The organism is Vibrio nereis NBRC 15637 (assembly GCF_001591105.1).
In the GTDB taxonomy this organism is placed as follows: Bacteria; Pseudomonadota; Gammaproteobacteria; order Enterobacterales; family Vibrionaceae; genus Vibrio; species Vibrio nereis.
The window spans coordinates 167,377-189,661 of sequence record NZ_BCUD01000007.1 but is presented as its reverse complement, the minus strand read 5'-3'; the positions used below and the strand labels follow the sequence as shown (position 1 = coordinate 189,661).

General features: G+C 45.3%; 22 protein-coding genes. 12 read left to right on the top strand and 10 right to left on the bottom strand.

The window, feature by feature from the left end; translation table 11 throughout:
* Positions 1-48: 48 nt before the first annotated feature.
* Positions 49-327, bottom strand: coding sequence for a peptidylprolyl isomerase PpiC (gene ppiC, locus VNE01S_RS10005; RefSeq protein ID WP_008074841.1), 279 nt, complete (start codon positions 325-327; stop codon positions 49-51).
* A gap of 203 nt (positions 328-530) precedes the next feature.
* Between ppiC and VNE01S_RS10000 the strand changes: the two genes are divergently transcribed.
* The 3 genes from VNE01S_RS10000 to VNE01S_RS09990 all read left to right on the top strand — a co-directional run bounded on the left by VNE01S_RS10000 (position 531) and on the right by VNE01S_RS09990 (position 3,036).
* Positions 531-1,466, top strand: coding sequence for a chemotaxis protein (locus VNE01S_RS10000; RefSeq protein ID WP_053394942.1), 936 nt, complete (start codon positions 531-533; stop codon positions 1,464-1,466).
* Positions 1,467-1,732: 266 nt separating this feature from the next.
* A complete protein-coding gene (locus VNE01S_RS09995) occupies positions 1,733-2,749 on the top strand; it encodes a GGDEF domain-containing protein (protein ID WP_053394943.1) in 1,017 nt (338 codons plus the stop codon).
* A 23-nt stretch (positions 2,750-2,772) separates the two neighbouring features.
* Complete coding sequence (locus VNE01S_RS09990; protein WP_053394944.1) at positions 2,773-3,036, top strand: putative hemolysin; 264 nt, start codon at positions 2,773-2,775, stop codon at positions 3,034-3,036.
* Between the two features lie 5 nt (positions 3,037-3,041).
* On the opposite strand, the gene VNE01S_RS09985 is transcribed toward VNE01S_RS09990, so the two are convergent.
* Positions 3,042-3,896, bottom strand: coding sequence for a YdcF family protein (locus tag VNE01S_RS09985; protein ID WP_053394945.1), 855 nt, complete (start codon positions 3,894-3,896; stop codon positions 3,042-3,044).
* A gap of 136 nt (positions 3,897-4,032) precedes the next feature.
* Here VNE01S_RS09985 and VNE01S_RS09980 point away from each other — a divergent pair, with 136 nt between their 5' ends.
* Both VNE01S_RS09980 and VNE01S_RS09975 read left to right on the top strand, forming a co-directional pair.
* Positions 4,033-5,403, top strand: coding sequence for an L-serine ammonia-lyase (locus VNE01S_RS09980; protein ID WP_053394946.1), 1,371 nt, complete (start codon positions 4,033-4,035; stop codon positions 5,401-5,403).
* A gap of 412 nt (positions 5,404-5,815) precedes the next feature.
* A complete protein-coding gene (locus VNE01S_RS09975; RefSeq protein WP_053394947.1) occupies positions 5,816-7,291 on the top strand; it encodes a peptide MFS transporter in 1,476 nt (491 codons plus the stop codon).
* Positions 7,292-7,361: 70 nt separating this feature from the next.
* Here VNE01S_RS09975 and VNE01S_RS09970 read toward each other — a convergent pair whose 3' ends face one another.
* The 7 genes from VNE01S_RS09970 to VNE01S_RS09940 all read right to left on the bottom strand — a co-directional run bounded on the left by VNE01S_RS09970 (position 7,362) and on the right by VNE01S_RS09940 (position 14,243).
* A complete protein-coding gene (locus tag VNE01S_RS09970) occupies positions 7,362-7,718 on the bottom strand; it encodes a DUF3316 domain-containing protein (RefSeq protein WP_053394948.1) in 357 nt (118 codons plus the stop codon).
* 319 nt (positions 7,719-8,037) lie between these two features.
* Positions 8,038-8,940 carry an EamA family transporter gene (locus VNE01S_RS09965; RefSeq protein ID WP_053394949.1) on the bottom strand — a complete coding sequence of 301 codons (903 nt, stop codon included), beginning with the start codon at positions 8,938-8,940 and terminating at the stop codon, positions 8,038-8,040.
* A gap of 68 nt (positions 8,941-9,008) precedes the next feature.
* The gene (phnR, locus tag VNE01S_RS09960) at positions 9,009-9,713 is read right to left on the bottom strand and encodes a phosphonate utilization transcriptional regulator PhnR (RefSeq protein WP_053394950.1); all 705 of its coding nucleotides are present in this window, start codon (positions 9,711-9,713) and stop codon (positions 9,009-9,011) included.
* 9 nt (positions 9,714-9,722) lie between these two features.
* Complete coding sequence (locus VNE01S_RS09955; RefSeq protein ID WP_245649881.1) at positions 9,723-11,441, bottom strand: putative 2-aminoethylphosphonate ABC transporter permease subunit; 1,719 nt, start codon at positions 11,439-11,441, stop codon at positions 9,723-9,725.
* A gap of 24 nt (positions 11,442-11,465) precedes the next feature.
* Positions 11,466-12,578, bottom strand: coding sequence for a putative 2-aminoethylphosphonate ABC transporter ATP-binding protein (locus VNE01S_RS09950; RefSeq protein ID WP_053394952.1), 1,113 nt, complete (start codon positions 12,576-12,578; stop codon positions 11,466-11,468).
* A 136-nt stretch (positions 12,579-12,714) separates the two neighbouring features.
* Positions 12,715-13,125, bottom strand: a complete 411-nt coding sequence (locus VNE01S_RS09945; RefSeq protein WP_053394953.1) for a GNAT family N-acetyltransferase — start codon at positions 13,123-13,125, stop codon at positions 12,715-12,717.
* Positions 13,126-13,232: 107 nt separating this feature from the next.
* On the bottom strand, positions 13,233-14,243 hold the full coding sequence (locus tag VNE01S_RS09940; protein WP_053394954.1) for a putative 2-aminoethylphosphonate ABC transporter substrate-binding protein: 1,011 nt from the start codon (positions 14,241-14,243) through the stop codon (positions 13,233-13,235).
* A gap of 293 nt (positions 14,244-14,536) precedes the next feature.
* Between VNE01S_RS09940 and phnW the strand changes: the two genes are divergently transcribed.
* The 3 genes from phnW to phnX are packed head-to-tail and all read left to right on the top strand — an operon-like array spanning position 14,537 to position 17,881.
* Positions 14,537-15,652, top strand: a complete 1,116-nt coding sequence (gene phnW / locus VNE01S_RS09935; RefSeq protein WP_053394955.1) for a 2-aminoethylphosphonate--pyruvate transaminase — start codon at positions 14,537-14,539, stop codon at positions 15,650-15,652.
* Positions 15,653-15,654: 2 nt separating this feature from the next.
* Positions 15,655-17,049, top strand: coding sequence for an aspartate aminotransferase family protein (locus VNE01S_RS09930; RefSeq protein WP_053394956.1), 1,395 nt, complete (start codon positions 15,655-15,657; stop codon positions 17,047-17,049).
* 10 nt (positions 17,050-17,059) lie between these two features.
* Positions 17,060-17,881, top strand: coding sequence for a phosphonoacetaldehyde hydrolase (gene phnX / locus VNE01S_RS09925; protein ID WP_053394957.1), 822 nt, complete (start codon positions 17,060-17,062; stop codon positions 17,879-17,881).
* 60 nt (positions 17,882-17,941) lie between these two features.
* Here phnX and yjjG read toward each other — a convergent pair whose 3' ends face one another.
* Positions 17,942-18,616 (bottom strand): pyrimidine 5'-nucleotidase, encoded by a 675-nt coding sequence (gene yjjG, locus VNE01S_RS09920; RefSeq protein WP_053394958.1) that lies wholly within the window; start codon positions 18,614-18,616, stop codon positions 17,942-17,944.
* Between the two features lie 95 nt (positions 18,617-18,711).
* Between yjjG and VNE01S_RS09915 the strand changes: the two genes are divergently transcribed.
* The 4 genes from VNE01S_RS09915 (at position 18,712) to yiaY (ending at position 22,076) form a co-directional block, all read left to right on the top strand.
* Positions 18,712-19,641, top strand: coding sequence for a LysR family transcriptional regulator (locus tag VNE01S_RS09915; protein ID WP_053394959.1), 930 nt, complete (start codon positions 18,712-18,714; stop codon positions 19,639-19,641).
* A 125-nt stretch (positions 19,642-19,766) separates the two neighbouring features.
* A complete protein-coding gene (locus tag VNE01S_RS19705; protein WP_281178091.1) occupies positions 19,767-19,901 on the top strand; it encodes a hypothetical protein in 135 nt (44 codons plus the stop codon).
* A 73-nt stretch (positions 19,902-19,974) separates the two neighbouring features.
* Positions 19,975-20,625 (top strand): isoprenoid biosynthesis glyoxalase ElbB, encoded by a 651-nt coding sequence (gene elbB, locus VNE01S_RS09910; protein ID WP_053394960.1) that lies wholly within the window; start codon positions 19,975-19,977, stop codon positions 20,623-20,625.
* A 302-nt stretch (positions 20,626-20,927) separates the two neighbouring features.
* Positions 20,928-22,076, top strand: coding sequence for an L-threonine dehydrogenase (gene yiaY, locus VNE01S_RS09905; RefSeq protein ID WP_053394961.1), 1,149 nt, complete (start codon positions 20,928-20,930; stop codon positions 22,074-22,076).
* The last annotated feature ends 209 nt before the right edge of the window (positions 22,077-22,285 follow it).

Sequence of the window (22,285 nt, the reverse complement as noted above, 5' to 3'; positions counted from 1 at the left end):
GGAGGGGCCTTGCTGTTTAATAACATAAAAACGTGCTAGCAAAGTGCGCTATGTTCTATAAAGAACCTTAACCACGTGCCAACCAAACTTAGTCTTCACTAGATGCGGGACCAAGGTTTCACCAGAAAAACAGACTTTGTCGAACTGAGGCACCATTTGACCGCGCTTAAATTCACCTAAATCGCCGCCACGCTTTCCAGAAGGACATGTCGAGTATTTCTTTGCCAATGTTTGGAATTTCGCACCTTTTTTAAGCTGCTTGATGATATCTTCCGCTTGTTCTTTGTGTTTCACCAAGATATGAAGTGCCGCTGCTGTATTTGCCATGTGATTGCCTGTGGAACCTAGATTAATGGGCGCGATTGTAGCGGAATCTTTTCACATCTTCACCTTAGCTTTGCGCTTGTTCTAAAATAAACGCTGATTAAATGTTCGCTCGCAGACGAATTTGAACTATCTCAATTGAACAAGTTGCTATTTTGGTTACTATTCAAAGTAATTCTCTCCATTTTGAGTATACGAGATCCCTCATGGCTAAAATCGCAAGCAAAGCAAATCAATCGCAAGGTATGTTGATGTTCAGTTTAACATCCCGGAAGCAGCTTTTTGCTATTGGCACACTAAAGGTACGTGAGATAGTTCCATTTCAACCCACAACACAGATCCCCTACTCACATCACCACGTGATCGGCACGGTCACGATCCGAGATAAAACGATTCCGGTCATCAATATGCCGGCAGCGATCGGGTTTAGACCAATCCAGCCAGAAGAGTATTCTTCGTGTTACCTCATTGTCACCGATTGCTTACGCACTGTTGTTGCCTTTATGGTTCGAACCATAGAAAAAATCATCGATTGTGACTGGAAAACGATCGAGTCTGCACCGACTTCTGCGGGTAAAAACATTTTCGTCACTGGCATTACGCGCTATGAAGATCAGATCGTACAAATGCTTGACGTAGAGTTACTGCTGTCGAAGATTTACCCGCAGTATGAGTCGACTAATATCCCAATGCTGACTGACATCGAACGAGAAAGGTTGAAAGCACTTAACATTTTACTTGTCGACGATTCATCTATTGCACGTAAACAGCTTGCTGACGCACTGGACAGCATCAATATTCCTTACCAGATTCGTAATAATGGCCTTGATGCTTTAGAGCTGATGAAAAGTGAAGCCGCACAAGATAGACCGATTGATCTGCTGGTCAGTGATATCGAAATGCCTGGGCTAGATGGCTATGAGCTGGCTTTCGAAACACAAAATAGTAACGACCTTAAAGGGGCATATATCATTTTGCACACATCTCTTTCGAGCGAGATTTGTGTTCAGAGAGCTCAGCAAGTAGGCGCACACGAAGCGTTAGAGAAATTTAACGCCGGAGATTTGATAAAAGCAATGTTGCGCGGAGCTGCGAAGCTAGAGACAGGTGAAGTCACAAAACATATTCTGGTTGATGTGTAAGGCTGCACTGACATAATTGCTGTTGCATCAGAGCAACAGCACTATTCTCTTACTTTTTTGGTCAGCTCTAACCCACTGAACCACCTAACAAATAAACCCAAGGTGGTGACAAAAAGACCCGTAAAACACATTTGCACAGCAATATGCCCTACTAAACATATAAATATCATTGATTAACTTCATTTTATTGATATTTAATCAGGCAACAACTCACTAAATCCGCTACCCTAAACGCAATTGGTAGATTAATAAGAATTAACTCAACAATGACCGATGAAGACTTCAAGAGATCAACAGAAAACCTGAAAAAAGCGGTTCCGCTGATGATGAAAAATCATGTCGCAGCGACACCAGCGAACTACGCTCTATGGTATACCTATGTTGATCATTCAATGCCGCAGTTAAATATTGCGCTTGATGATGTATTGAAGAACTATGGGGTTTGCCCACCCGCAACAGGCACAAAACTCTATAACAACTACGTGGCACGCCAAGTAGAGACGGATGTCAGTGACCTACGTGCAAATATCGAATTATTGGTTGGTGAAGTCTCCTCTTCCATGACCGATACCCTAGCGGACACGTCTCACTTTTCCGCGACGATAGACAAAAGCTTCCGTAGTCTAGAACAAGTACAAGACGAAAGCATGTCACTCAGCGAAGTGATGGATGTTGTGAACCAGTTTGTCGCAGAATCCAAAGATATTCGACATTCAACAAAGTTTCTCAATCGCCAACTAGAAACAGCCAGTCGAGAAATTGAACGACTCAAATCAGAGCTAGCCTCTGTTCAAAAGAATGTATTATTCGACAGCTTAACCAATCTGTATAATCGCCGCTCGTTTGATCGCGATTTGAAAGTGCTGTGCGAGTCAGACCAGGAAATGTGCTTAATCCTCGTCGATATCGATCACTTTAAGAGTTACAACGATACTTACGGCCACCTATTTGGTGACGCTGTGATTAAAGGTATTGCCAAACGAATTTTATCGAGTACTCGGGACGGAGTCTGCGCATATCGATTTGGTGGTGAGGAGTTTGCGCTAATCGTGCCAAACAAGCCGCTGCGAATCAGCCGTCAATTTGCCGATGGTTTACGCCGCAACATCGAAAAGATTACAATTAAAGATAAACGAACTGGTAAACAAGTCGCGAATATCAGTGCCTCTTTTGGAGTGGCTGAACTGATAAAAGGTGAGGGGCCAGAGTCCCTAATCGAAAGAACAGACGCATTACTTTATGAAGCTAAACATTTAGGCCGCAATCGAGTAATGCCAGTATAAGTAGAGCCCAAAGGAAGAAAATAATGAAAATGCCGCTTTTTTTCTGCACAGTCGCAGGTTCAATGTTGTTAGTTGGTTGCAACGCGACACTCGAAGACTACCAAGAAAGAAGCTACACCTCGATGGCGAACCCAGCCTCTGTTTACTGTGTTCAGCAACAAGGTCAATTGAAAACTATCACTGAAGAGGGCCAACGAGTCACCTATTGCTTGCTGCCAAATAATCAGCAAGTCGAGCAATGGGAACACTTCCGTGCACGCCCAACCACCTCGGAAAGTGACTCTTAAGCGCACTAATAGGAGTTAACTCGCTCAGGGTCCACAAGCCGATTGAGAGACGTTAACTCCTTATTGAACCTGCCGACAGCCATCATTAGATCATCTGACCCAGACTGCCCATCGACCGTCTCAACTAAATTCTCTAACACCTTTATTTTTTGCAAGTATTCTTGCTCTTTGACTAAATCATTCAGCTTGGTAATCGCAGATTTTGCAATACGGTACGGTTGCTGCCGCCGAACACCTTTAACGTCGGTAAACGCTTTGCGCGCTAAACCTTCTAGGTACACTCGGTATACCGTCAACTCATCTACAGACAGAAAAACTTCACCTGCCTTATTGTTGTATGGATAAGAAGTACACGCGTGATCGGACAGTTCATCAGAGATGTTCAATTCGATTCCAGCTTTCTGACATGTTCCTATTAATACACCCAGTAACCCTTGCTCATTCAGCAGCTTTTGGATTTGGAAGATTCGCTCCAAATGATAGTCATTACTTACTAAATGAACCTTGAGACTTTTTTCACTCTGATGATCTGCAATATCAACAATATTGCGCGCAGCATTTTGGATATTTTCTACCGTCGTTTGCGACTTGTCTTCTAGCAGGGTCAACGCAGGTTCAGGCTGTTCTTGACCGCGCAATTGCTGATAATACTCGTGCATCAATGCCGCTTCCGAAACGGACTGCCCTTGCGTCACTCCTCCACAAAATATAAGTGCCGTTTTCGTCAGCAGAAACTGCTGCAAATAATCGGGCAACGCTTCTACTCTTGAACGCCCTTCTAAGGTAAGTTGATTAGATTGTAATCTTTTGCCTAGAACAAGGATCACATCACTAATACTCTCTGCCTGACGACTTCTCACTTACGAACTCCTGCACTGACAATCACTGTACAAAATCAAATTTTGTAGGTAGCTTGGTTATAAATTTGTTAACTATCATTAACAATAAATGCCTTTCTAAAAGGCCATATCAACAACGATATACAGGAAGATGTTTATGCTGTCGATTTTTGATATTTTCAAAGTAGGTGTCGGCCCTTCAAGTTCACATACCAACGGCCCTATGCTCGCCGGGTATCACTTTGCACAGTCGCTTGCCTCATCGGCTGAGCAGGTTCAACGCGTTCAAGTCGATCTTTATGGCTCGCTCTCTCTGACGGGGAAAGGACACCATACCGACAGAGCGGTAATCCTAGGGCTACTTGGTAACAAACCTGACACGATAAAAATGACCAGCGCCAAAGAAGCTCTGCAAAAAGCCATTGATGAAGGTGAGCTACCTTTTGCTGGTCAGCATACAATTCATTTCAACTACGAAACAGATTTGCTCTTCCACACTGAGAACTTACCACTACACGAAAATGGCATGCAAATCAGTGCGTACAATGCTCAAGGTGCTGTCCTTTTTGAAGAAACGTATTACTCGATCGGTGGTGGTTTCATTGCAACCGCCAACGAACTAGAGCATGGCAGCAAACAACAGGTTGTGGATGTACCCTTCCCTTTTGCGAGTGCAGACGAAATGCTCGAAACAGCGGAGAAAAACGGTTTCAGCTTAGGTGGCATGATCTTGCAAAACGAGCTGAGTTTCTGGCAACCCGAAGAAATCGATAGCAAAGCAGAGCAAATATGGAAAGTAATGTCACTGTGTATGCAACGTGGGTTTGAGACAGAAGGGATTTTAGAAGGTGGGCTTAACGTTACAAGACGTGCACCAAATTTGCTTAAAAAGCTAGAAGCCAACGCCGCAATTGAAAGCGATCCAATGGAGATTATGGACTGGATTAATCTGTTTGCCTTTGCAGTGAGCGAAGAAAACGCCGCTGGCGGTCAAGTCGTAACATCTCCAACTAATGGTGCAGCTGGCGTTATCCCTGCCGTACTAATGTACTACCACCGATTCATTAAAGAACTAGACTTAACGCAAATTAAAGACTTCCTTGCCGTCGCTGGCGCTATTGGTATTCTCTACAAAACGAATGCCTCCATTTCAGGTGCAGAAGTGGGCTGCCAAGGTGAGATCGGCGTGTCTTCTTCAATGGCAGCCGCTGGCCTTACCGCGTTAAGAGGTGGTAGCAATGAACAAATATGCATTGCGGCCGAAATTGCTATGGAGCACTCTTTGGGGATGACCTGCGATCCAATCGGTGGTTTGGTTCAAGTCCCTTGCATCGAGCGCAATGCCATGGGTGCGATGAAAGCGATTAACGCATCGCGTATGGCGCTAAAACGTACCAGTAAGTGTCTAATCTCGTTAGATAAAGTCATCGAGACTATGTACCAAACGGGTAAAGATATGAACAAAAAGTATCGTGAGACTTCGCTAGGTGGACTCGCTGTCATCCATATGGCTCCGCCGTGTGAATAGCATATCCTTCTGTGCCTTGGCCTTGATACGTTAGCTACGACAAATGACACAGTGCCCTGCTAAATAGGGCACTTAATTTACAAGCTGGTATCAACCCCCTCCTTCCGCGTTGGCCCCTATCTTCCATTAAAACACTCAGAACTTTTCGCTGACTTTCTGTGCTAACAATGATGATCGCTCTGCAAACGAGATGCTAACGCCACTACCCCTGTTACGTTTTGTTCACCCATGAACTTAATCACGTAAGCAAAAGTCCTAGTAACTGTTTTAAATCAACGAGCTTGCATAATTTTTTGCGACAGAGTTAAAAAAACAGTGCATCGACGTGGTTTTCTGCGATAATCCCCCTCGAAATTTATTACCCACTAAAAACTAGCATATTGATAGTTTTTAATTCCAAATAAGGTTCATCATGTGGAATAAACTCAACAAGTCTATGATGTTCTGCCAAGCAATGTTTGGTTTGTCATTTTATGGCGTAATGATCATTCTGACCCGATTTTTTCTGGAAGACTTAGGATACAGTGAAGCAGACACCATGATGGTGGTTGGCGCGTTTTCGTCTATTGGCCCACTGTTTGCGATAGCGGGTGGTGTCATCGCGGATAAATTCTTGGGGGCATATCGCTCGCTAACAATTTCGTACGGCGCATTTGCGACAGGGTATGGTCTACTTGTGGTGGGAGCTTCAGCATTAAATGTGCCTTTAAGCCTTGTCGGCATCGCGTTATCCAGCTACGCATGTGGACTGATGCTACCTGCCTACCCAACCCTATACAAACGAACCTTTGCATCCGAAGACGACTTCGAAAATGCTTACCCGGTTAACTACTCTGTTAACAATATTGGTGCTTTGTTAGGGCAATACCTGTTTCCTATGTTTGTTCTGCTCATTGGCTTTAATGGCAGCTTCGCACTATCCGCAGTACTTGCCGCACTGGCTTTTATTACTCTGATCGCGTTTAACAAGCCACTAGTAAAAGTGGGAGAAGAAATCGACCAAAAACCCGTGAGCCTTAAAAACTGGATGTCATTTTTGGCTATTTCAGCGGCCATGATTAGCCTAGTTTTCTTCATGTTCTCAAACATGGATGTCGGCAAAAATATTGTTTACGCCATTGGTGCTTCAGCAATCCTATACTTCATTTCATTGATGATTAAGTCAGATAGGTCAGATGCACTTAAGATGGGTACAATTCTGATCATGACGGTACTAACAACTTGCTTTTTTGTTTATTACGGTCAAATGATGACATCCATGACTATGGTGACCATCAACACAATGCGCGGCGATTTATTTAACTTGGTCCCGATAGCGCCTGAAGCTTCAATGGCGATGAATCCGCTGTGGTGCATCGTGGCTGGGCCAGTCATCGCCATGACTTTCTCTTCACTAGAAAAGAAAGGTATTCATTTTTCTACAGCAACAAAGATTGGTTTTGCATTTGTCCTGACTGCCATTGCTTTTGGCATTCTGACGATAGCGGTAATGAACGTTGGCGATGATGCCATCATCCGCCCAGAAGTCTTCCTTGTGATCCACTTCTTCCAAGCATTTGCGGAGGTGATTGTAGGTAGCCTTGTTGTGGCATTTATTCTCTCGGTTGCCCCAAAAAATATTGAAGGCTTTTCGGTATCTCTCTTCTCCGTGGCGAGAGCTCTAAGTGGGATTATTGGCGCGGTGTTCTCAACCTCGATTGCATTAGACAAAGGCCAAGAAGTAACGAAAGAGATTGTCCAAACCGTCTATGGTGAGTACTTCCAACTGCTCACGATCTTAGCCATCGTGATGGTGGTTATCTCAATTCTGGCCTCTTTGCTGATTAAAAAAATGCTAGCTTCGGCTAAGGCGGGTCAAGAGCCTGAACTGGCAACAGCCCAAAGCTAAGCTGAAAACAATAAGCCCCAGTCAATCTGGGGCTTAGTTTTATGCTAGCAAAAACTTCAATCAACAGTGTTTAATCACGATCTCTGTAGCGATAAGTATATCTAATATTCATTACCGGTTGATAAGCAATGTCACCTTCACTAGTCAACACCTCTTTAACTGTTACTTGTGAATCCAAAACCTCAAATGAACGTTTGTCTACAAAGTCATGACTATTACGAGAGATGCTTCGACTAAGCTCGTACGACGACTGGTTATTCACATTCATGAGCATTTGTCGACCAGCAGCATAAGCAGCTTCTTTACTTGCAACAGCTTTGCCGGTCATACTACTAGCATCTACTCTCGTTTCGTAAGGGCCTGACAGCCCAGCGAATGAAACAGTACTGACGAGAGCCAAACTAGCTAAGCTTAATACCTTAATCATAACTGACTCCTTAGTTACTAGAAGTCGAGCTTAACCGCACTCGACTAACTAAATGGTACGTAACAAATGACCGCTGCGATGTCGAAATAATTGCACTTGTTGTTCAAATTTTTGGAAGCTAGATGTACAGGCTGTTTGTATGATTTTCTTACATTTATTGGTCTGCATTATGCAGAGATAATTAACGCCCAGTATTTCATACGGTTATTGTTTTGGTCCGACAATTAAGAATAAGGCGCATTTTGATTTAATAGAACCATTAATTATAAAACTATCACTAAATATCATATAAGAATTGACCTACATATGCGCTTAGCCGCTATAGAACAACGACAATCAGCCCCATAAGGATCAGTATTGAGCCCACAATACGCGTCAATAACACCTTCTCTGATAGAACGATGATCCCAAGAACAATACCAATCACAATACTCATTTGTCGCAGTGCAACCACATAACTGACGTTTTCAGTCATCGTCATTGCATACAACACAAGCCCATATGTGGCAGACATCATCGCACCTGCAAGCGTTGCAAACTTACGAATCTTCCATGCTTGAACAACATCTTGCCTATTATTCGTGGCAAGAAAATACAAAACAAAGCACATCGAAATAGACCAAAACTGTAACCCAAGATAAAAGATGGCCGTGGAGATGTCCCCGACAAGGTGCGACACATCTTGACTCAGTAGTGACAGCGCTTCCTTATCAATAATCGAATATCCCGCCGTTCCTACTGCGGCTATAAATGCCCATACCACACCAAAGTTTGCGTAATTGCGTATGTTGAACTGCTTAAAAGATTCAAGAGGGACAAACAGGCAGCCCAGCGTGATGATGAGGAAACTGAACCAAGCTTGAAATGATTGCGAATACCCCAGCAAAGCCGTACCCACACCGACCATAAGCACAGGCAAAGCTCGGGCAATCGGATAAATGACACCAATGTCCGATTGTTTGTATGCATTTGCAAGCCCAAGTAAGTAGACCATCTGTGCCATACCGCTGAGTACTAATAATAACCAGAACTGGCTTGGTAACGCGCCCAGCCCAACCACATTGAGATACCAAAGAATAAACGGAGAAAGCAGTACAGCGGCAGAAGTCGCACTAGAGAAAAAGAATGCAGGCCCAGAGGAGTGATTGGCTTTGCTAAGAATGTTCCATCCTGCATGAAGAAACGCAGAGATAACGACGAGAATGATCGCCCACAGCGACATATTAAGTCCTTATAAAAAAGGCTCCCCTAGGGAACCTAGGGAAGCCCTGATCTTCAAACCTAAGCGGCTTAACGCTTCAGTTCCGCCAATGATTCTATGCTGATCGCATCATGTCTCCAATACTCGATATCGCAGTCGATCAACTCATCATTTTGATTGTAATTCACGCGCTCCACCACCATCGCTGGCGTCCCTGACGTTGCTCTTAGCGCTTGAGCAGTTTCACCTAAAAGCGTGCTGGTTGAAATCCGGTAACGCGTTTTCTGATAAACCACACCAAAATGTTCACGATAAATGTCGGTGAGCGAATTTGAGAGGTCGAAATCTAACAAGTTAGGAAACAACTCTGGACGGATATAGTTGGTGACATAAACAACCGGACGCTCTTCCAAGAACCTCACTCTATCAACACGATAGACGTCAGAGAAAGGTTGAAGATTCAGTAAACTCGCAGCTTGCTTGTTAGCTAGAATCCCTTTTGCCGCGACCACTTGCGTTTTAGGCACTCTATTTTGCGCCAGCGCCATATTGGGAAAGTTCAGTGTCTGAGTTGGATCGTATTTCAAAGGCTCAGGAGAAATAAACCAACCTCTCCTGTCTTCTCGATAAATTCGCCCTTCTGCTTCCAACAGGGACAACGCTTCACGCAAAGTTACTCGTGTGGTATCAAATGATTCTGCCAACTTTCTTTCTGCTGGTAGTTTCTGTCTTGGAGACAGCAAACCCGATTCGATTTGTTCGACAATGGAGTCTTTAATTTTAACGTACTGCACTTATTGTCCTTATCTGTTACGCCACGCTTGTGTTCGATTCTCTAACCATTTGCCCAGCGTCATGTGAAGCAACTTCGCTACTGCAGCCGACAGCATGATCATGACTGCCATTGCCGCCGCTGACCCCGTTTGCCCTGCATCGTCCATATTCAAAACCGATACCGAAGCAGGAATGGTGTCTGTCGAATAGATAAATACTACCGCAGAAGTGGTAGTTAATGCATTAATAAACAGGTAGCTAGCGATATCTAGAATCGCTGGCATACAAACCGGCAGCGTTACTTTTAAAAACAACTTGTACTGCGGAAGTTTCACTGACGCGGCCGTCGCCTCTATTTCAGCAGGAATCTGCTTTAATGCTGTCAGCGCTGTCATATGACCAACGGTGTAATAGTGCACCACTGTGTTAGCGACAAGAAACGCCATCGAGCCATAAAGTACATTCAACGGGTTGTTCACATCATTGAAGTAAAAGATATAGCCTAGGCCTAACACCATACCGGGCACCGCCATCGGCATTACACTCAGCATCTGCATCACTTGTCGAACAGGAGAAAATGCACGCCCTTTTTCGATGCAATACGCACCAACAAAAATGATCGCGGTCCCTATGATCGCCGTCCATGTCGCAAGTGATAGAGAGTTAAAGTACGGGCTCCAGCCGTAGGTACTCATTTCCGCAAAGTTATAGTTGTTGAGTGTCAATGCAGTATTCCACGGCCAGAAAGTGACTAGCGAGCCATAAACTGCCATTCCTAGCACAGCAATCACCGCACAAGAAATCAACGTGCAAAAGACCAAACACACACCATCACGCACTGGATTCGGTTCGGGCTTGTAAGGCACTGAGCGAGTATCGAACAAACTCTTTTGTTTTTTCTGCACCCAGCGGTCGGCGGTAAAAGCAAACAACGCTGGAATCAACAATACGATACTGGTGACAGCCCCCATCGAAAAGTTTTGCTGCCCGACAACTTGCTTAAATATATCCGTCGCCAAAACGTTGTAACTACCACCGATTACTTTCGGCACACCGAAGTCACATACCACCAGCGTAAACACCACAATCAAAGTGCTAATAAGGCCATACTTGGCGGCAGGTAATGTGACGATAAAAAAGGTTTTGAATGGAGAAGTTTTTAGCGCACGCGCAGCTTCATACAATCTCGCATCCGATGTGCGCAGAGAAGTGGTCATGATCATCAATGCGTGTGGAAACGTCCAGAATATCAGACCAAGAGAAATACCAATCAAACCGTAAATTGAGTGCCCGGCTAAAAGTTCCTTTGCAATCCCCTGATTACCAAACAAGAAAATCAAACTGATGGCCGGAAGCAAAGACGGAGCCAAAATTGGTGCGGTCCCCAATACGTAAAATAGACCTTTGAAAGGCATGCAGGAGCGAGTCAATGCGTACGCATAGCCAAATGACAACACACCGACGACAACGGTCACTAAAAGCCCGATTTTGAACGTATTACCAAGTGATTGCCAAAGCGCAGCTTGTGAAAAATAGTTGGCAAAGTTTGCCAAACCGACAAAGTCCCCAGCACTGTTTTGCACACTTTTTACCATCATCGCCCATAGCGGCATAACGATAAACAGCACCATCAATACAGACAGTAGAGTAAGCAGCGTAAACAACACTACATTGTCACGACTCAAACGACTTACCCACCCAATTGCGCCTAGTGATGAGTTCGAGACTTTCATCGTTGGGTTACTCATAGTAGAAAACTCCATTACTCTCCCCTACGCGGCTTTGCTGTTTAACTCAGCAGGGGTAGTCGCTGGATAAGCCAAGTTCCCTTGCTGTGTAAACTTCACGTATCGCAACTCACCGACCGTCAAATTCAGTTGCTGCACCGTCTCGCCTGTTATATCAGCGTAAATTGGCGCTGCATGTTTATCGTCTTGTAGTTCGCACTCAACACGATAAAACGCACCCAAAAATTCGCATGACTTGATACGCACAGGCAGAGCATCTGTGGCTCTTTGAACAATTCGGATCCCTTCAGGGCGCACCGCAAGAGTAAAACGGTCACCGCGCGATAAGTCGTAGTTATTTACTTCAGGCAACGGCAGCAAAGACTCCGCTACACGCAGGCTGGTATCGGTAGCCAAAGAGGCGTCAATAAAGTTCATTTTACCAACAAACCCTGCAACAAAACGCGTCGCTGGACGCTGATAGATCTCTTGCGGCGTACCGACCTGCTCAATCACACCATGGTTCATGACCACGATACGATCCGCCATGGTCAGCGCTTCATCTTGGTCGTGTGTGACCATAATCGTCGTGATACCCAATTTGCGTTGCAGCTTACAGATTTCATCACGCAGATGAACGCGCACTTTTGCATCGAGTGCAGACAAAGGCTCGTCGAGAAGCAGTAACCCTGGCGATAATGCCAGCGCGCGAGCCAAAGCAACGCGCTGTTGCTGCCCACCAGAGAGTTGATTAGGAAACTTATGCGCAGAGGTTGGCAAGCCAATCATCTCTAGCCAGTATTCCACTTTTTCTAACGCGTCTTTGGTCGACATCCCTTGGTTTTTCAAACCAATAGCGATGTTCTCTTGAACAGTCAGATTGGGGAACAGAGCGTAAGACTGAAAGACAATACCGAAGTCTCGCTTTTCTGGTGGTAGGAACGTGGTATCTTGGCCGTCTTGTTGAATCGCACCAGAAGTTGGTAAATCTAGGCCTGCGATAGCTCTTAGCAACGTGGTTTTACCGCAGCCTGAAGGACCAAGAAAGCAAACAAATTCACCTTTTTCGATCGCCAGTGAGATTTGCTTTAACGCGGTGAACTGTCCAAATTGCTTCACCACATTCTCAATTTGTAGGTAAGGTTGGTTAGTTGACATAACATACTCTCCAAATGGTATATACCAACCTTAAATCTGCTTTATTGCAGTCGAATGACAAATTTATAGACGAAAGATGACAGCAAGATGAAACCGAGTGGAGAGAAAGCTCGGTAGATGTTAAGCCGTTGTCGCCCTAGTCGTGCCATTCAACCGACATTCTGAAATAAGGGACGTCTCCTTTATAGAAACGCTCACCACATTTATTCATGGCAAAACGTTGATACAAACCTGCCGCCGTTTCGCGTGCATCACACCACAACTGACGGATCTGCTTCGCTTGTAAATCACTGATGATACGTTGCAAAACCTGGCTACCGACACCTTTACCTTGATAATCATGCAAGGTCGCGAACTTTCTTAACCGCGCACTGTCGTTTTCAATAAATATCGATGCAACACAAACTAATTTGTCGCCATCAAATGCCCCATAATGCAGTCCTTGCTCGTCTTCTTCGACGCGGCAAAACTCTTCGCTTTTGCTTGGCCACAGCACTGCAAATCGTATCGGCAGAGTTTCTTCTGCGCTGATCATTTTAATCTTCATAATGTTCCCTAATTAACCGAGCACTAATGTGCCTTGCTTTAATACAAAATGCAAAAAGGAGAGCACAGGCTCTCCTCTCGTTATTAGTCTTTATCTGACTGAAATGATTACGATTTAGGCTCAGATTTCGCGTCAAACTTCTCTGACCAAGTCGCTAAGATATCAGCGCGCTTACTACCCATTTGCGCAAAATCCATCTTTGCCATATTAGCTTGTACGTTCGGGAAGTTCGATACTGTCGCTTTTACGTCTTTGTGAGCAACAACTGGGTACATTTCTACGTACAGCTCGTTCGCCGCTTTCGAAATTGACCAATCGACCACGCGTTTAGCCGCATCAGACTCTTTTACCAGCCCAACTGCTTCTGATTCCCAGCCAATACCTTTTGGCGTGATCACGTCCAAAGGCGCGCCCTGAGTCTTCAACTTCGCACCACGGCTTGCCATAGAGATACCAATTGCGACTTCACCCATCCCCGCTTGAACACATGGCTTAGAACCGGAGTGGGTGTAATGTGCGATATTGTTATCGAGCTTTTTCATGTAATCCCAAGCTTTGTCTTCACCCATATTTTGTAGCCATGCAGAAACCTGCATGTAACCTGTACCTGATGATGCAGGGTTTGGCATCGCAATATGGCCTTTGTAAACTGGCTTAGTTAAATCTTCCCAGCTCATTGGTTTTGGCAAGTTTAATTGCTTAGCCACCACTTCGTTGAAACACACCGCGTTAAAGAACGCATCGTTGCCAAACCAAGCTTGGTTCGACTGAGGGTCATTCAGGCTAGCATTAAGCTCATTTACACCTTTTGGCGTGTAAGGTTTAAGAATACCTTCCTCTTTCAGCAACGCCATCGAAGAACCAGCCAAACCCCAAACGACTTCTGCACGAGGGTTGTTTTTCTCTGCCAGTAGCTTCGCGGTCATGATGCCTGTTGAATCACGTACCCACTTTATGTCTACGTCTGGGTTTTCTTTTTCAAACGCCGATTTGTACTTAGCCAGAATGTCAGTTTCGAAAGCGGTGTAAACCGTCACTTCCTGTGCTGCGAATGCATTTGTTGCCAGCAGTGAAACCAGTGCAGCTAGCGATCCTTTCATCAAACGGTTTTTCATCATCTTCTCCAATTTAGACTGTTTCGTTTGAAGACCACTTGTTTAACGTTTCGGACTAATAATGTGGTCTGTACCAGTTGATGGTGTCCACCCTAAAATGTGTTTATGACGAAAGCATGAACAAAAAATGGCAGTTGTGCGAAACAAAGACCAAATCTATTTTCGATAAATTTTCCTGTCGATCTGATATTAAAGTTTTATGAAATCCGCCTGCGAGCTATTTACTCCGATTTTTTGCTGCTGATAAAGTACCAATAAATTCTGGTATACACCAAAAATACAAAACGGATATTGTCATGAAGAACGAATACTTATTGTTGACCCCTGGACCACTATCGACATCGGAGACGGTACGCGAAGCCATGCTTAAAGACTGGTGTACTTGGGATGACGAATACAACAAAGGTGTGGTCGAGGTGATTCGCAGCAAGCTGGTTAAACTGGCGACTCAGCAAGATGGATACACCAGTGTACTCATGCAAGGTAGCGGCACTGCATCTGTAGAAGCCACTATCGGTAGTACAATTGATAACAATGGAAAGCTACTCGTGGTCGACAATGGCGCTTACGGCGCTCGTATTGCTCAGATTGCCGACTACCTAAATATCCCATGCCATGTCGTTTCTCCTGGCGAAACATCACAGCCGCACTTGAACGAGGTAGAAACGGCATTGGCATCGGATACCGCGATCACTCACGTCGCGATAGTCCACTGTGAAACCACCACCGGCATGCTAAACCCGATTGAAGCGATTGCAGCGCTGGCAAAGCAACACAACAAAACCGTGATTCTCGACGCGATGTCGAGCTTTGGTGGTATTCCAATGGACATCGGCGAACTTGGCATCGACTTTATGATCAGCTCTGCCAACAAGTGTATTCAAGGCGTACCTGGCTTTGGCTTTGTCATTGCAAAACAAGAAGAACTCGAAAAGTGCAAAGGCCGTGCGCGTTCACTAAGCCTAGATTTGTATGATCAATGGCACTGCATGGAGGCCAACCACGGCAAGTGGCGCTTTACCTCCCCTACTCATACCGTGCGCGCGTTTTACCAAGCGCTGCTCGAACTTGAGCAAGAAGGTGGTATCGACGCCAGACATCAGCGCTACAAAACGAACCAGCAAACGCTAGTGGAAGGCATGCGCAAACTTGGCTTCAAGACACTGCTGAGCGATGAACTTCACTCGCCGATCATCACCTCTTTCTACTCCCCAACGAGTGGCGCTTATGAATTCAAACGATTCTACGCTCAGCTCAAACAACATGGATTTGTGATTTATCCGGGCAAAGTCTCTAACGCCGACTGCTTTCGTATCGGCAATATTGGCGAAGTCTACCCAGAAGACATCCAACGCTTAATTCAAGCGGTGAGCAAGTCTATGTACTGGAACGACAACGTAACGGCAGCGTAATCATGGATAGCAACGTACAACCGACCCACTTTCGTAGCGAAGGCGATATCAATACCACGCCTGCACGCGACAAATGGAACAAATCGATTGCAGACCAAGACACCCAATCGCTGCTGAAACGCGATAGCGATGTGTTTCTGCATCAAGCAATGTCAACGCCATGCCTAGACTCACTCGCAGGCGCAGAAGGTATTTACTTGCAAGATACCTCTGGCAAGCGCTACATGGACTTTCATGGAAATAACGTCCATCAGCTTGGCTATGCTCATCCACACGTCATTAAGAAAGTGCAAGAGCAGATTGCCAAACTGCCTTTTTCACCTCGTCGTTTCACCAATGAAATCGCGGTTCAATGCGCTGAAAAACTCACGGAAATCTGTGGTGGTGAATTAAATCGAGTGTTGTTTGCACCTGGTGGAACCTCAGCGATAGGTATGGCGCTCAAACTGGCACGTCATATCACTGGCAACTACAAAGTGGTCTCGTTGTGGGATTCTTTTCACGGTGCATCACTTGATGCTATCTCGGTCGGAGGTGAAGCCTGTTTTCGTCAAGGCATGGGACCATTAATGGCCGGCGTAGAGCGTATTCCACCAGCGGTTTCCTATCGTGGCGCGTTTCCATTACACAATGATTCCTCAAATGAGAGTGGCGATGTCCACTATGCCGATTATCTTGAGTACGTCATCGAAAAAGAAGGTGGCGTTGGCGCTTTTATCGCAGAAGCCGTACGTAACACCGATGTTCAAGTGCCAAGTAAAGCCTACTGGAAACGGATACGAGAAATCTGCGACAAACATAATGTCATGCTGATCATTGATGACATTCCTAACGGTATGGGGCGCAGTGGCGAATGGTTTACCCACCAGGCTTACGATATCGAACCCGACATCCTTTGTATTGGCAAAGGCTTAGGCGGTGGATTAGTACCAATTGCCGCGATGGTCACCAAAGACAAGTACAACACCGCAGAGCAAATCTCAATGGGTCATTACACCCATGAAAAAAGCCCGATTGGTTGTGCGGCAGCGCTTGCGACAATCGAAGCCATCGAGAACGAAAATCTACTAGAGAAAGCCCAAAACGACAGCCAATTCATGCGCGATGAGCTACTACGCATGAAAGAACAGTACCCATTGATAGGCGACGTGCGTGGGATCGGATTGTTGTGGGGCGTGGAGTTGGTCACTGATAGAGAGTCCAAACAACGCGCCTACGACGAAGCAGAAGCCGTGCTCTACCAATGCTTGAGCAACGGCCTGAGCTTTAAAGTCTCTCAGGGTAATGTGATTCAGCTTAGCCCTCCGCTGATCATTACTCGCCAACAACTAAAACAAGCGCTGGCAATATTTGAACAAGCCATTGCTGATACATGTAAAGAATACAACTACTTATAAGGGATAAATGATGACTCTTTCTCCTTCACCGCTGCAAGCCGTCATTTTTGACTGGGCAGGCACCATTGTTGACTTCGGATCGTTCGCGCCAACCAGTATTTTTGTTGAAGCGTTTAAACGTGGTTACGAGTTTGACATCACACTCGATGAAGCGCGTGAGCCAATGGGCCTAGGCAAGTGGGACCATATTCAAGCCGTGGGCCGTTTACCGAGCGTCGACAAACGTTGGCAAACTCAGTTTGGTCGAGCGATGAACAGTGACGATATCGACCGTATTTACGCCACATTTATGCCGTTGCAGAAAGCCAAAGTGGCGGATCATGCAGCGCCAATTCTTAACGCCATTGAGGTTGTAGACGGGCTTAAGCAACGTGGAATCAAAATTGGATCTTGTTCTGGCTATCCTCGCGAAGTAATGGACGTTCTTATCCCAGCGGCGGCCGATTACGGCTACAAGCCTGATTACGTGGTTGCGACTGATGATTTGCCTCAAGGCGGACGTCCCGCTCCGTTTATGGCATTGAAAAACGTAATTGAACTGGGCGTCACTAACGTATCTGCCTGTATTAAAGTCGATGACGCAGCACCTGGTATCGATGAAGGCCACAATGCTGGTATGTGGACAGTAGGTTTGTTGCTGTCCGGCAACGAAGCAGGTTTAACCTTCCAAGAGTACCAAGCGGCGAGTGAGGAAACTCTGGCAATCGCACGTGAAAAAGCGCGAGTAAAACTCAGCAAAAGCGCACCGCATTACCTGATCGATACCATTGCCGATCTACCTGCGGTCGTGACTGAAATCGAACACCGAATCGCTGCGGGTGAGCGTCCTTAAGTAACAAAAAAATCGGGCGCTCTTTCTCAAGAACGCCCGATAGCTCATCTCTGTAAAACCTTAAGCTACCAAGATGTTTTTCAATTCATGTAATGAGTTTACGGTGTAGTTTGGCGCAATGCCCTGTACTTGCTCTGCGCGATGAGTATTCAACCAACAAGTCTCAATCCCAAAGTTGATCCCACCTAGGATGTCAGAGTGAGGGTTATCACCCACCATCAGAATCTTGCTCTTACACGGATTACCCATCACTTCCAATGCGTGGCTGAAAATACCCGCGTCCGGTTTCGCAACACCCACCTCTTCAGAGATAATCACGTGGTCGAAAAACTCGGTCATACCGGTGCGCTCTAAACGAATCGCCTGAAGTTCAGTAAACCCATTAGTAATGATGCCCATGTTGGCTTTGCCTTGCAGCGCTTCCATCAACTCTTTCGCCCCCGGTAACAAGGTGCAAATATCGGCCATCGCTTCTAAAAAGGCGCTGTTCAGCTCTTGAGTCGTGGTTTCAAGCTTGGTCGCCCACTCTTGGAAGCGAGTGTGTTTCAGCTCGTGCGCGGTAATTTTTCCGTCTTGGTAATCCACCCATAACGGTTTGTTGACCTTCTGGTAATGCTCAAAATCTTGCTGGGTAAAATCCACACCTTTGCGAGAGAACATTAGCTGCATCCCTTTAAATGAGTCAAAGTGGAACAGGGTTTCGTCAGCGTCAAATAAGATCCAATCGTACTTCATTTTTCTCTCCTCAAATTTGCACCGCTAGTGTAGATTGTTTTCCATTAGATGATAATCTAAGAATATAGAAATTAATTGTAAACTAAAATTCAACTATGCAAGCATTCTCATCCATTCCTGTTTTTGTCGCCGTCGTTGAATGTGGCGGTTTTTCTCCAGCGGCAAACAAGCTCAATATCACCAAGTCGGCGGTAAGCAAGCGCATCAACCAGTTGGAAGATGAACTGGGAATTCGGCTGCTTAATCGCACTACCCGAAAGCTGAGTCTCACCGAAGCAGGAAAACGCTACTACGAGTATGTTTCGCAATCTCTCAACCTCGCGCAGCAAGGTATTGATGCGGTTACCGAGCTGCAAGGAAATCCACGCGGAAAGCTCAAGCTCACGGCTCCGATGTCATTTGGTGTATTGCATGTAGCGCCTTTGGTTGCTGAGTTTCTCGCGCTATATCCTGATGTGGAAATCGACCTACAACTCGAAGATCGCATGGTGGATTTAGTCCAAGATGGTTTCGACTTAGGTATCCGAATTGGCAACCTGCCATTATCTAACCTTGTGGCAAAACGGCTGACACCTTGTCGCAGCGTGCTCTGCGCCTCGCCAGATTACTTGCAGCAACACGGCTCACCGAGCAAACCTTCTGACTTATCCAATCACAACTGCTTGCAATATACCTATTATCGGGGCGGCTCTGAATGGGTATTTGAGTCCATGGGTAATGAGTTCCGAGTCGTTCCCAAAGGACGCCTAACCGTCAACAACAGTGAAGCGATCCGCAGAGCCGCCATCGAGGGGGTTGGCATCGGTCAATTACCGACATTTATCGTCGCCAAAGACATTGCTGCTGGGAATCTCGTTCCTGTAATGCAAGACTACCAATTGCCTGTCCATGCCGTTTACGCAGTGTTCCCTGAACGTAAACACATGCCAGTAAAAGTACGGACCTTCATCGACTTTATCAGCGAGCGACTGGGCGCCGACAGCCCCTACTGGGACAACCTTATCCAGAAAGCATCCAGTTTGTGATCTCTCGCTCAGTGTTTGATACCGCTAATTTTTCTTCGCAAATACATGATGTTAGACACATTTATCTTAACCATACAATTTAAGATTGGCATGCTGTATCAAGCAACACAAACTTGGAGACTGCTATGAAACACTTTTTACCATCTAGCGTCATGCTTACCCCTTTTGTTGTTAAACATTACGAGTCTGAAGAAGACAATAATGAGGAAGAACAACTCAGTAAATCGCCTCAAAGTGAAAACGTTGAAGAGGAAGAATGAGACCCACTTCAGGTCGTTCACAACTAAGATCATCTACCCTAGATAACGTTGAAAACAAAAGGAAAGGTAAACGATGAAAAAAGTAGCAGTCATACTGAGTGGTTCCGGTGTGTTCGATGGAGCAGAAATACATGAAGCAGTTCTTGCATTGCACGCGATTGAAAAGCAAGGAGCAAGTTGGCACTGTTTCGCGCCTAATATTGATCAACTCCATGTTATCAACCACAAAACCGGCGAAGAGATGGACGAGACGCGCAACGTGTTGGTAGAAGCAGCTCGTATTGCACGCGGTAATATAGAAGATGTAGCTAAGTTAAACGTAGACGATTTTGACGCCCTACTTCTTCCTGGTGGATTTGGCGCAGCCAAAAACTTAACAGATTTTGCCGTAAAAGGGGCTGAATGCAGTATCAATACTCATGTAGCATCTGCATGTCGTGCTTTTGCTAATGCGGGTAAACCTGCCGGGTACTTATGTATCGCACCTGTCATTATGCCAATGATCTATGAAAATGGCGTAAAAGGAACCATAGGTAACGATTCAGCTGTTGCGGCCGCTTTTAACGCCATGGGCGGTACTCACGCTGAGTGTACAGTCGATAACATCGTCTATGACGAGGAACATAAAGTCCTTTCCACGCCTGCATATATGTTGGCTGAATCCATCTCAGATGCCGCGACTGGTATCGAAAAGTTAGTGGAAAAGTTACTAGCTATCACTTAGTTAATGTGAATTGTTATGCAAAACATCCCATTCATAACCATTGTGGATGGGATGTTGCATTCAAAGGCTTCACCTTCTTTCGTTAAAGCAGAAATACATATAAACAACTAATATTTAACAGTTATATCAACAAAAATACACAACAAGATTCATATCACAAATATGACGTAAACTACTACTTTTGGGCTATGCGCCAATTCAATATCGCCTATACTCATTGGGCATTTACGGAAATTTATTCACTTAGTTCGAATTGATGAATTAATTTTCGTTTTATAATCCCATAATAATGGAGCAAGCCAATGACAAGTGCATTTTTCATTCCTACAGTAAACTTAATGGGTGCTGGCTGTCTTAAAGACGCAGCAGACAACATCCAATCTCAAGGTTTCAAAAAAGGTCTTATCGTTACTGACAAGATCTTGAATCAAATCGGTGTTGTGAAAAAGATTCAAGACCTACTTACCGAACGCGGTGTTGGCACTGTAGTATTTGATGGCACTCAACCTAACCCAACTATCTCAAACGTAAACGGTGGTCTAGCTCTATTGAAAGAGAATGACTGTGATTTCGTTGTTTCTCTGGGTGGTGGTTCTCCGCACGACTGTGCAAAAGGTATCGCTCTTGTTGCTTCTAACGGCGGTGAAATCGCTGATTACGAAGGTGTTGACCAATCAGCTAAGCCTATGCTGCCGTTGATCGCTATTAACACAACTGCGGGTACGGCTTCTGAAATGACTCGCTTCTGCATCATTACTGATGAAGAACGTCATATCAAAATGGCAATCGTAGACAAACACACAACACCACTTGTTTCTGTTAACGACCCAGAGCTGATGCTGGCGAAACCTGCATCACTGACTGCAGCGACAGGTATGGATGCTCTGACACACGCTGTCGAAGCCTACGTTTCTACAGCTGCAACACCAATCACTGACGCTGTTGCTATCAAAGCTATCGAACTTATCCAAGCTCACCTACGTACTGCCGTAAAAGATGGCGGCAACCTAGAAGCTCGTGAGCAAATGGCATACGCACAGTTCATGGCAGGCATGGCGTTTAACAACGCATCTCTAGGCTATGTTCACGCTATGGCGCACCAACTAGGTGGTTTCTACGACCTACCACACGGTGTTTGTAACGCAGTTCTTCTTCCACACGTACAACGCTACAACTCTCAAGTTGTTCCTGATCGTCTACGAGACGTTGCTAAAGCAATGGGTGTTGATGTTGAAGGTCTAACACCAGAGCAAGGTGCAGACGCGGCAATCGCAGCTATCGTTGATCTTGCAAAAGATGTAGGTATCCCTGCTGGTATCAAAGAGCTTGGTGCGAAATCAGAAGATATTCCAACACTTGCTGACAACGCACTAAAAGATGCTTGTGGTTTCACTAACCCTAAGCAAGCAACGCACGAAGAAATTTCTGCAATCTTCGAAGCAGCGATGTAAATAGATTCATTTCCTTATTCCTTACCTAATTCAAGCCTCTTCGGAGGCTTTTCTCGTTTCTAAATATCAAAATACCAACTACAATTTTAAAGTCCCCAACGGATTCGATGACGATTTAAGTGGTTGTACAGTAAAGATCTGTGCGCGGTTAGCTTATCTCTTTTGTATTTTCGTCAAAAATGTACAGAGGTAAAAATAACCACTTCGTA

Bases quoted from the DNA above. Each gene is read 5' to 3' on its own strand.
- VNE01S_RS09940 (WP_053394954.1), bottom strand. From the start codon at position 14,243: ATGATGAAAAACCGTTTGATGAAAGGATCGCTAGCTGCACTGGTTTCA.
- VNE01S_RS09950 (WP_053394952.1), bottom strand. From the start codon at position 12,578: ATGTCAACTAACCAACCTTACCTACAAATTGAGAATGTGGTGAAGCAA.
- VNE01S_RS09970 (WP_053394948.1), bottom strand. From the start codon at position 7,718: ATGATTAAGGTATTAAGCTTAGCTAGTTTGGCTCTCGTCAGTACTGTT.
- ppiC (WP_008074841.1), bottom strand. From the start codon at position 327: ATGGCAAATACAGCAGCGGCACTTCATATCTTGGTGAAACACAAAGAA.
- VNE01S_RS09945 (WP_053394953.1), bottom strand. From the start codon at position 13,125: ATGAAGATTAAAATGATCAGCGCAGAAGAAACTCTGCCGATACGATTT.
- elbB (WP_053394960.1), top strand. From the start codon at position 19,975: ATGAAAAAAGTAGCAGTCATACTGAGTGGTTCCGGTGTGTTCGATGGA.
- VNE01S_RS19705 (WP_281178091.1), top strand. From the start codon at position 19,767: ATGAAACACTTTTTACCATCTAGCGTCATGCTTACCCCTTTTGTTGTT.
- VNE01S_RS09965 (WP_053394949.1), bottom strand. From the start codon at position 8,940: ATGTCGCTGTGGGCGATCATTCTCGTCGTTATCTCTGCGTTTCTTCAT.
- phnX (WP_053394957.1), top strand. From the start codon at position 17,060: ATGACTCTTTCTCCTTCACCGCTGCAAGCCGTCATTTTTGACTGGGCA.
- VNE01S_RS09990 (WP_053394944.1), top strand. From the start codon at position 2,773: ATGAAAATGCCGCTTTTTTTCTGCACAGTCGCAGGTTCAATGTTGTTA.
- yjjG (WP_053394958.1), bottom strand. From the start codon at position 18,616: ATGAAGTACGATTGGATCTTATTTGACGCTGACGAAACCCTGTTCCAC.
- yiaY (WP_053394961.1), top strand. From the start codon at position 20,928: ATGACAAGTGCATTTTTCATTCCTACAGTAAACTTAATGGGTGCTGGC.
- VNE01S_RS09995 (WP_053394943.1), top strand. From the start codon at position 1,733: ATGACCGATGAAGACTTCAAGAGATCAACAGAAAACCTGAAAAAAGCG.
- VNE01S_RS09930 (WP_053394956.1), top strand. From the start codon at position 15,655: ATGGATAGCAACGTACAACCGACCCACTTTCGTAGCGAAGGCGATATC.
- phnW (WP_053394955.1), top strand. From the start codon at position 14,537: ATGAAGAACGAATACTTATTGTTGACCCCTGGACCACTATCGACATCG.
- VNE01S_RS09975 (WP_053394947.1), top strand. From the start codon at position 5,816: ATGTGGAATAAACTCAACAAGTCTATGATGTTCTGCCAAGCAATGTTT.
- VNE01S_RS09955 (WP_245649881.1), bottom strand. From the start codon at position 11,441: ATGAGTAACCCAACGATGAAAGTCTCGAACTCATCACTAGGCGCAATT.
- VNE01S_RS09980 (WP_053394946.1), top strand. From the start codon at position 4,033: ATGCTGTCGATTTTTGATATTTTCAAAGTAGGTGTCGGCCCTTCAAGT.
- VNE01S_RS10000 (WP_053394942.1), top strand. From the start codon at position 531: ATGGCTAAAATCGCAAGCAAAGCAAATCAATCGCAAGGTATGTTGATG.
- VNE01S_RS09915 (WP_053394959.1), top strand. From the start codon at position 18,712: ATGCAAGCATTCTCATCCATTCCTGTTTTTGTCGCCGTCGTTGAATGT.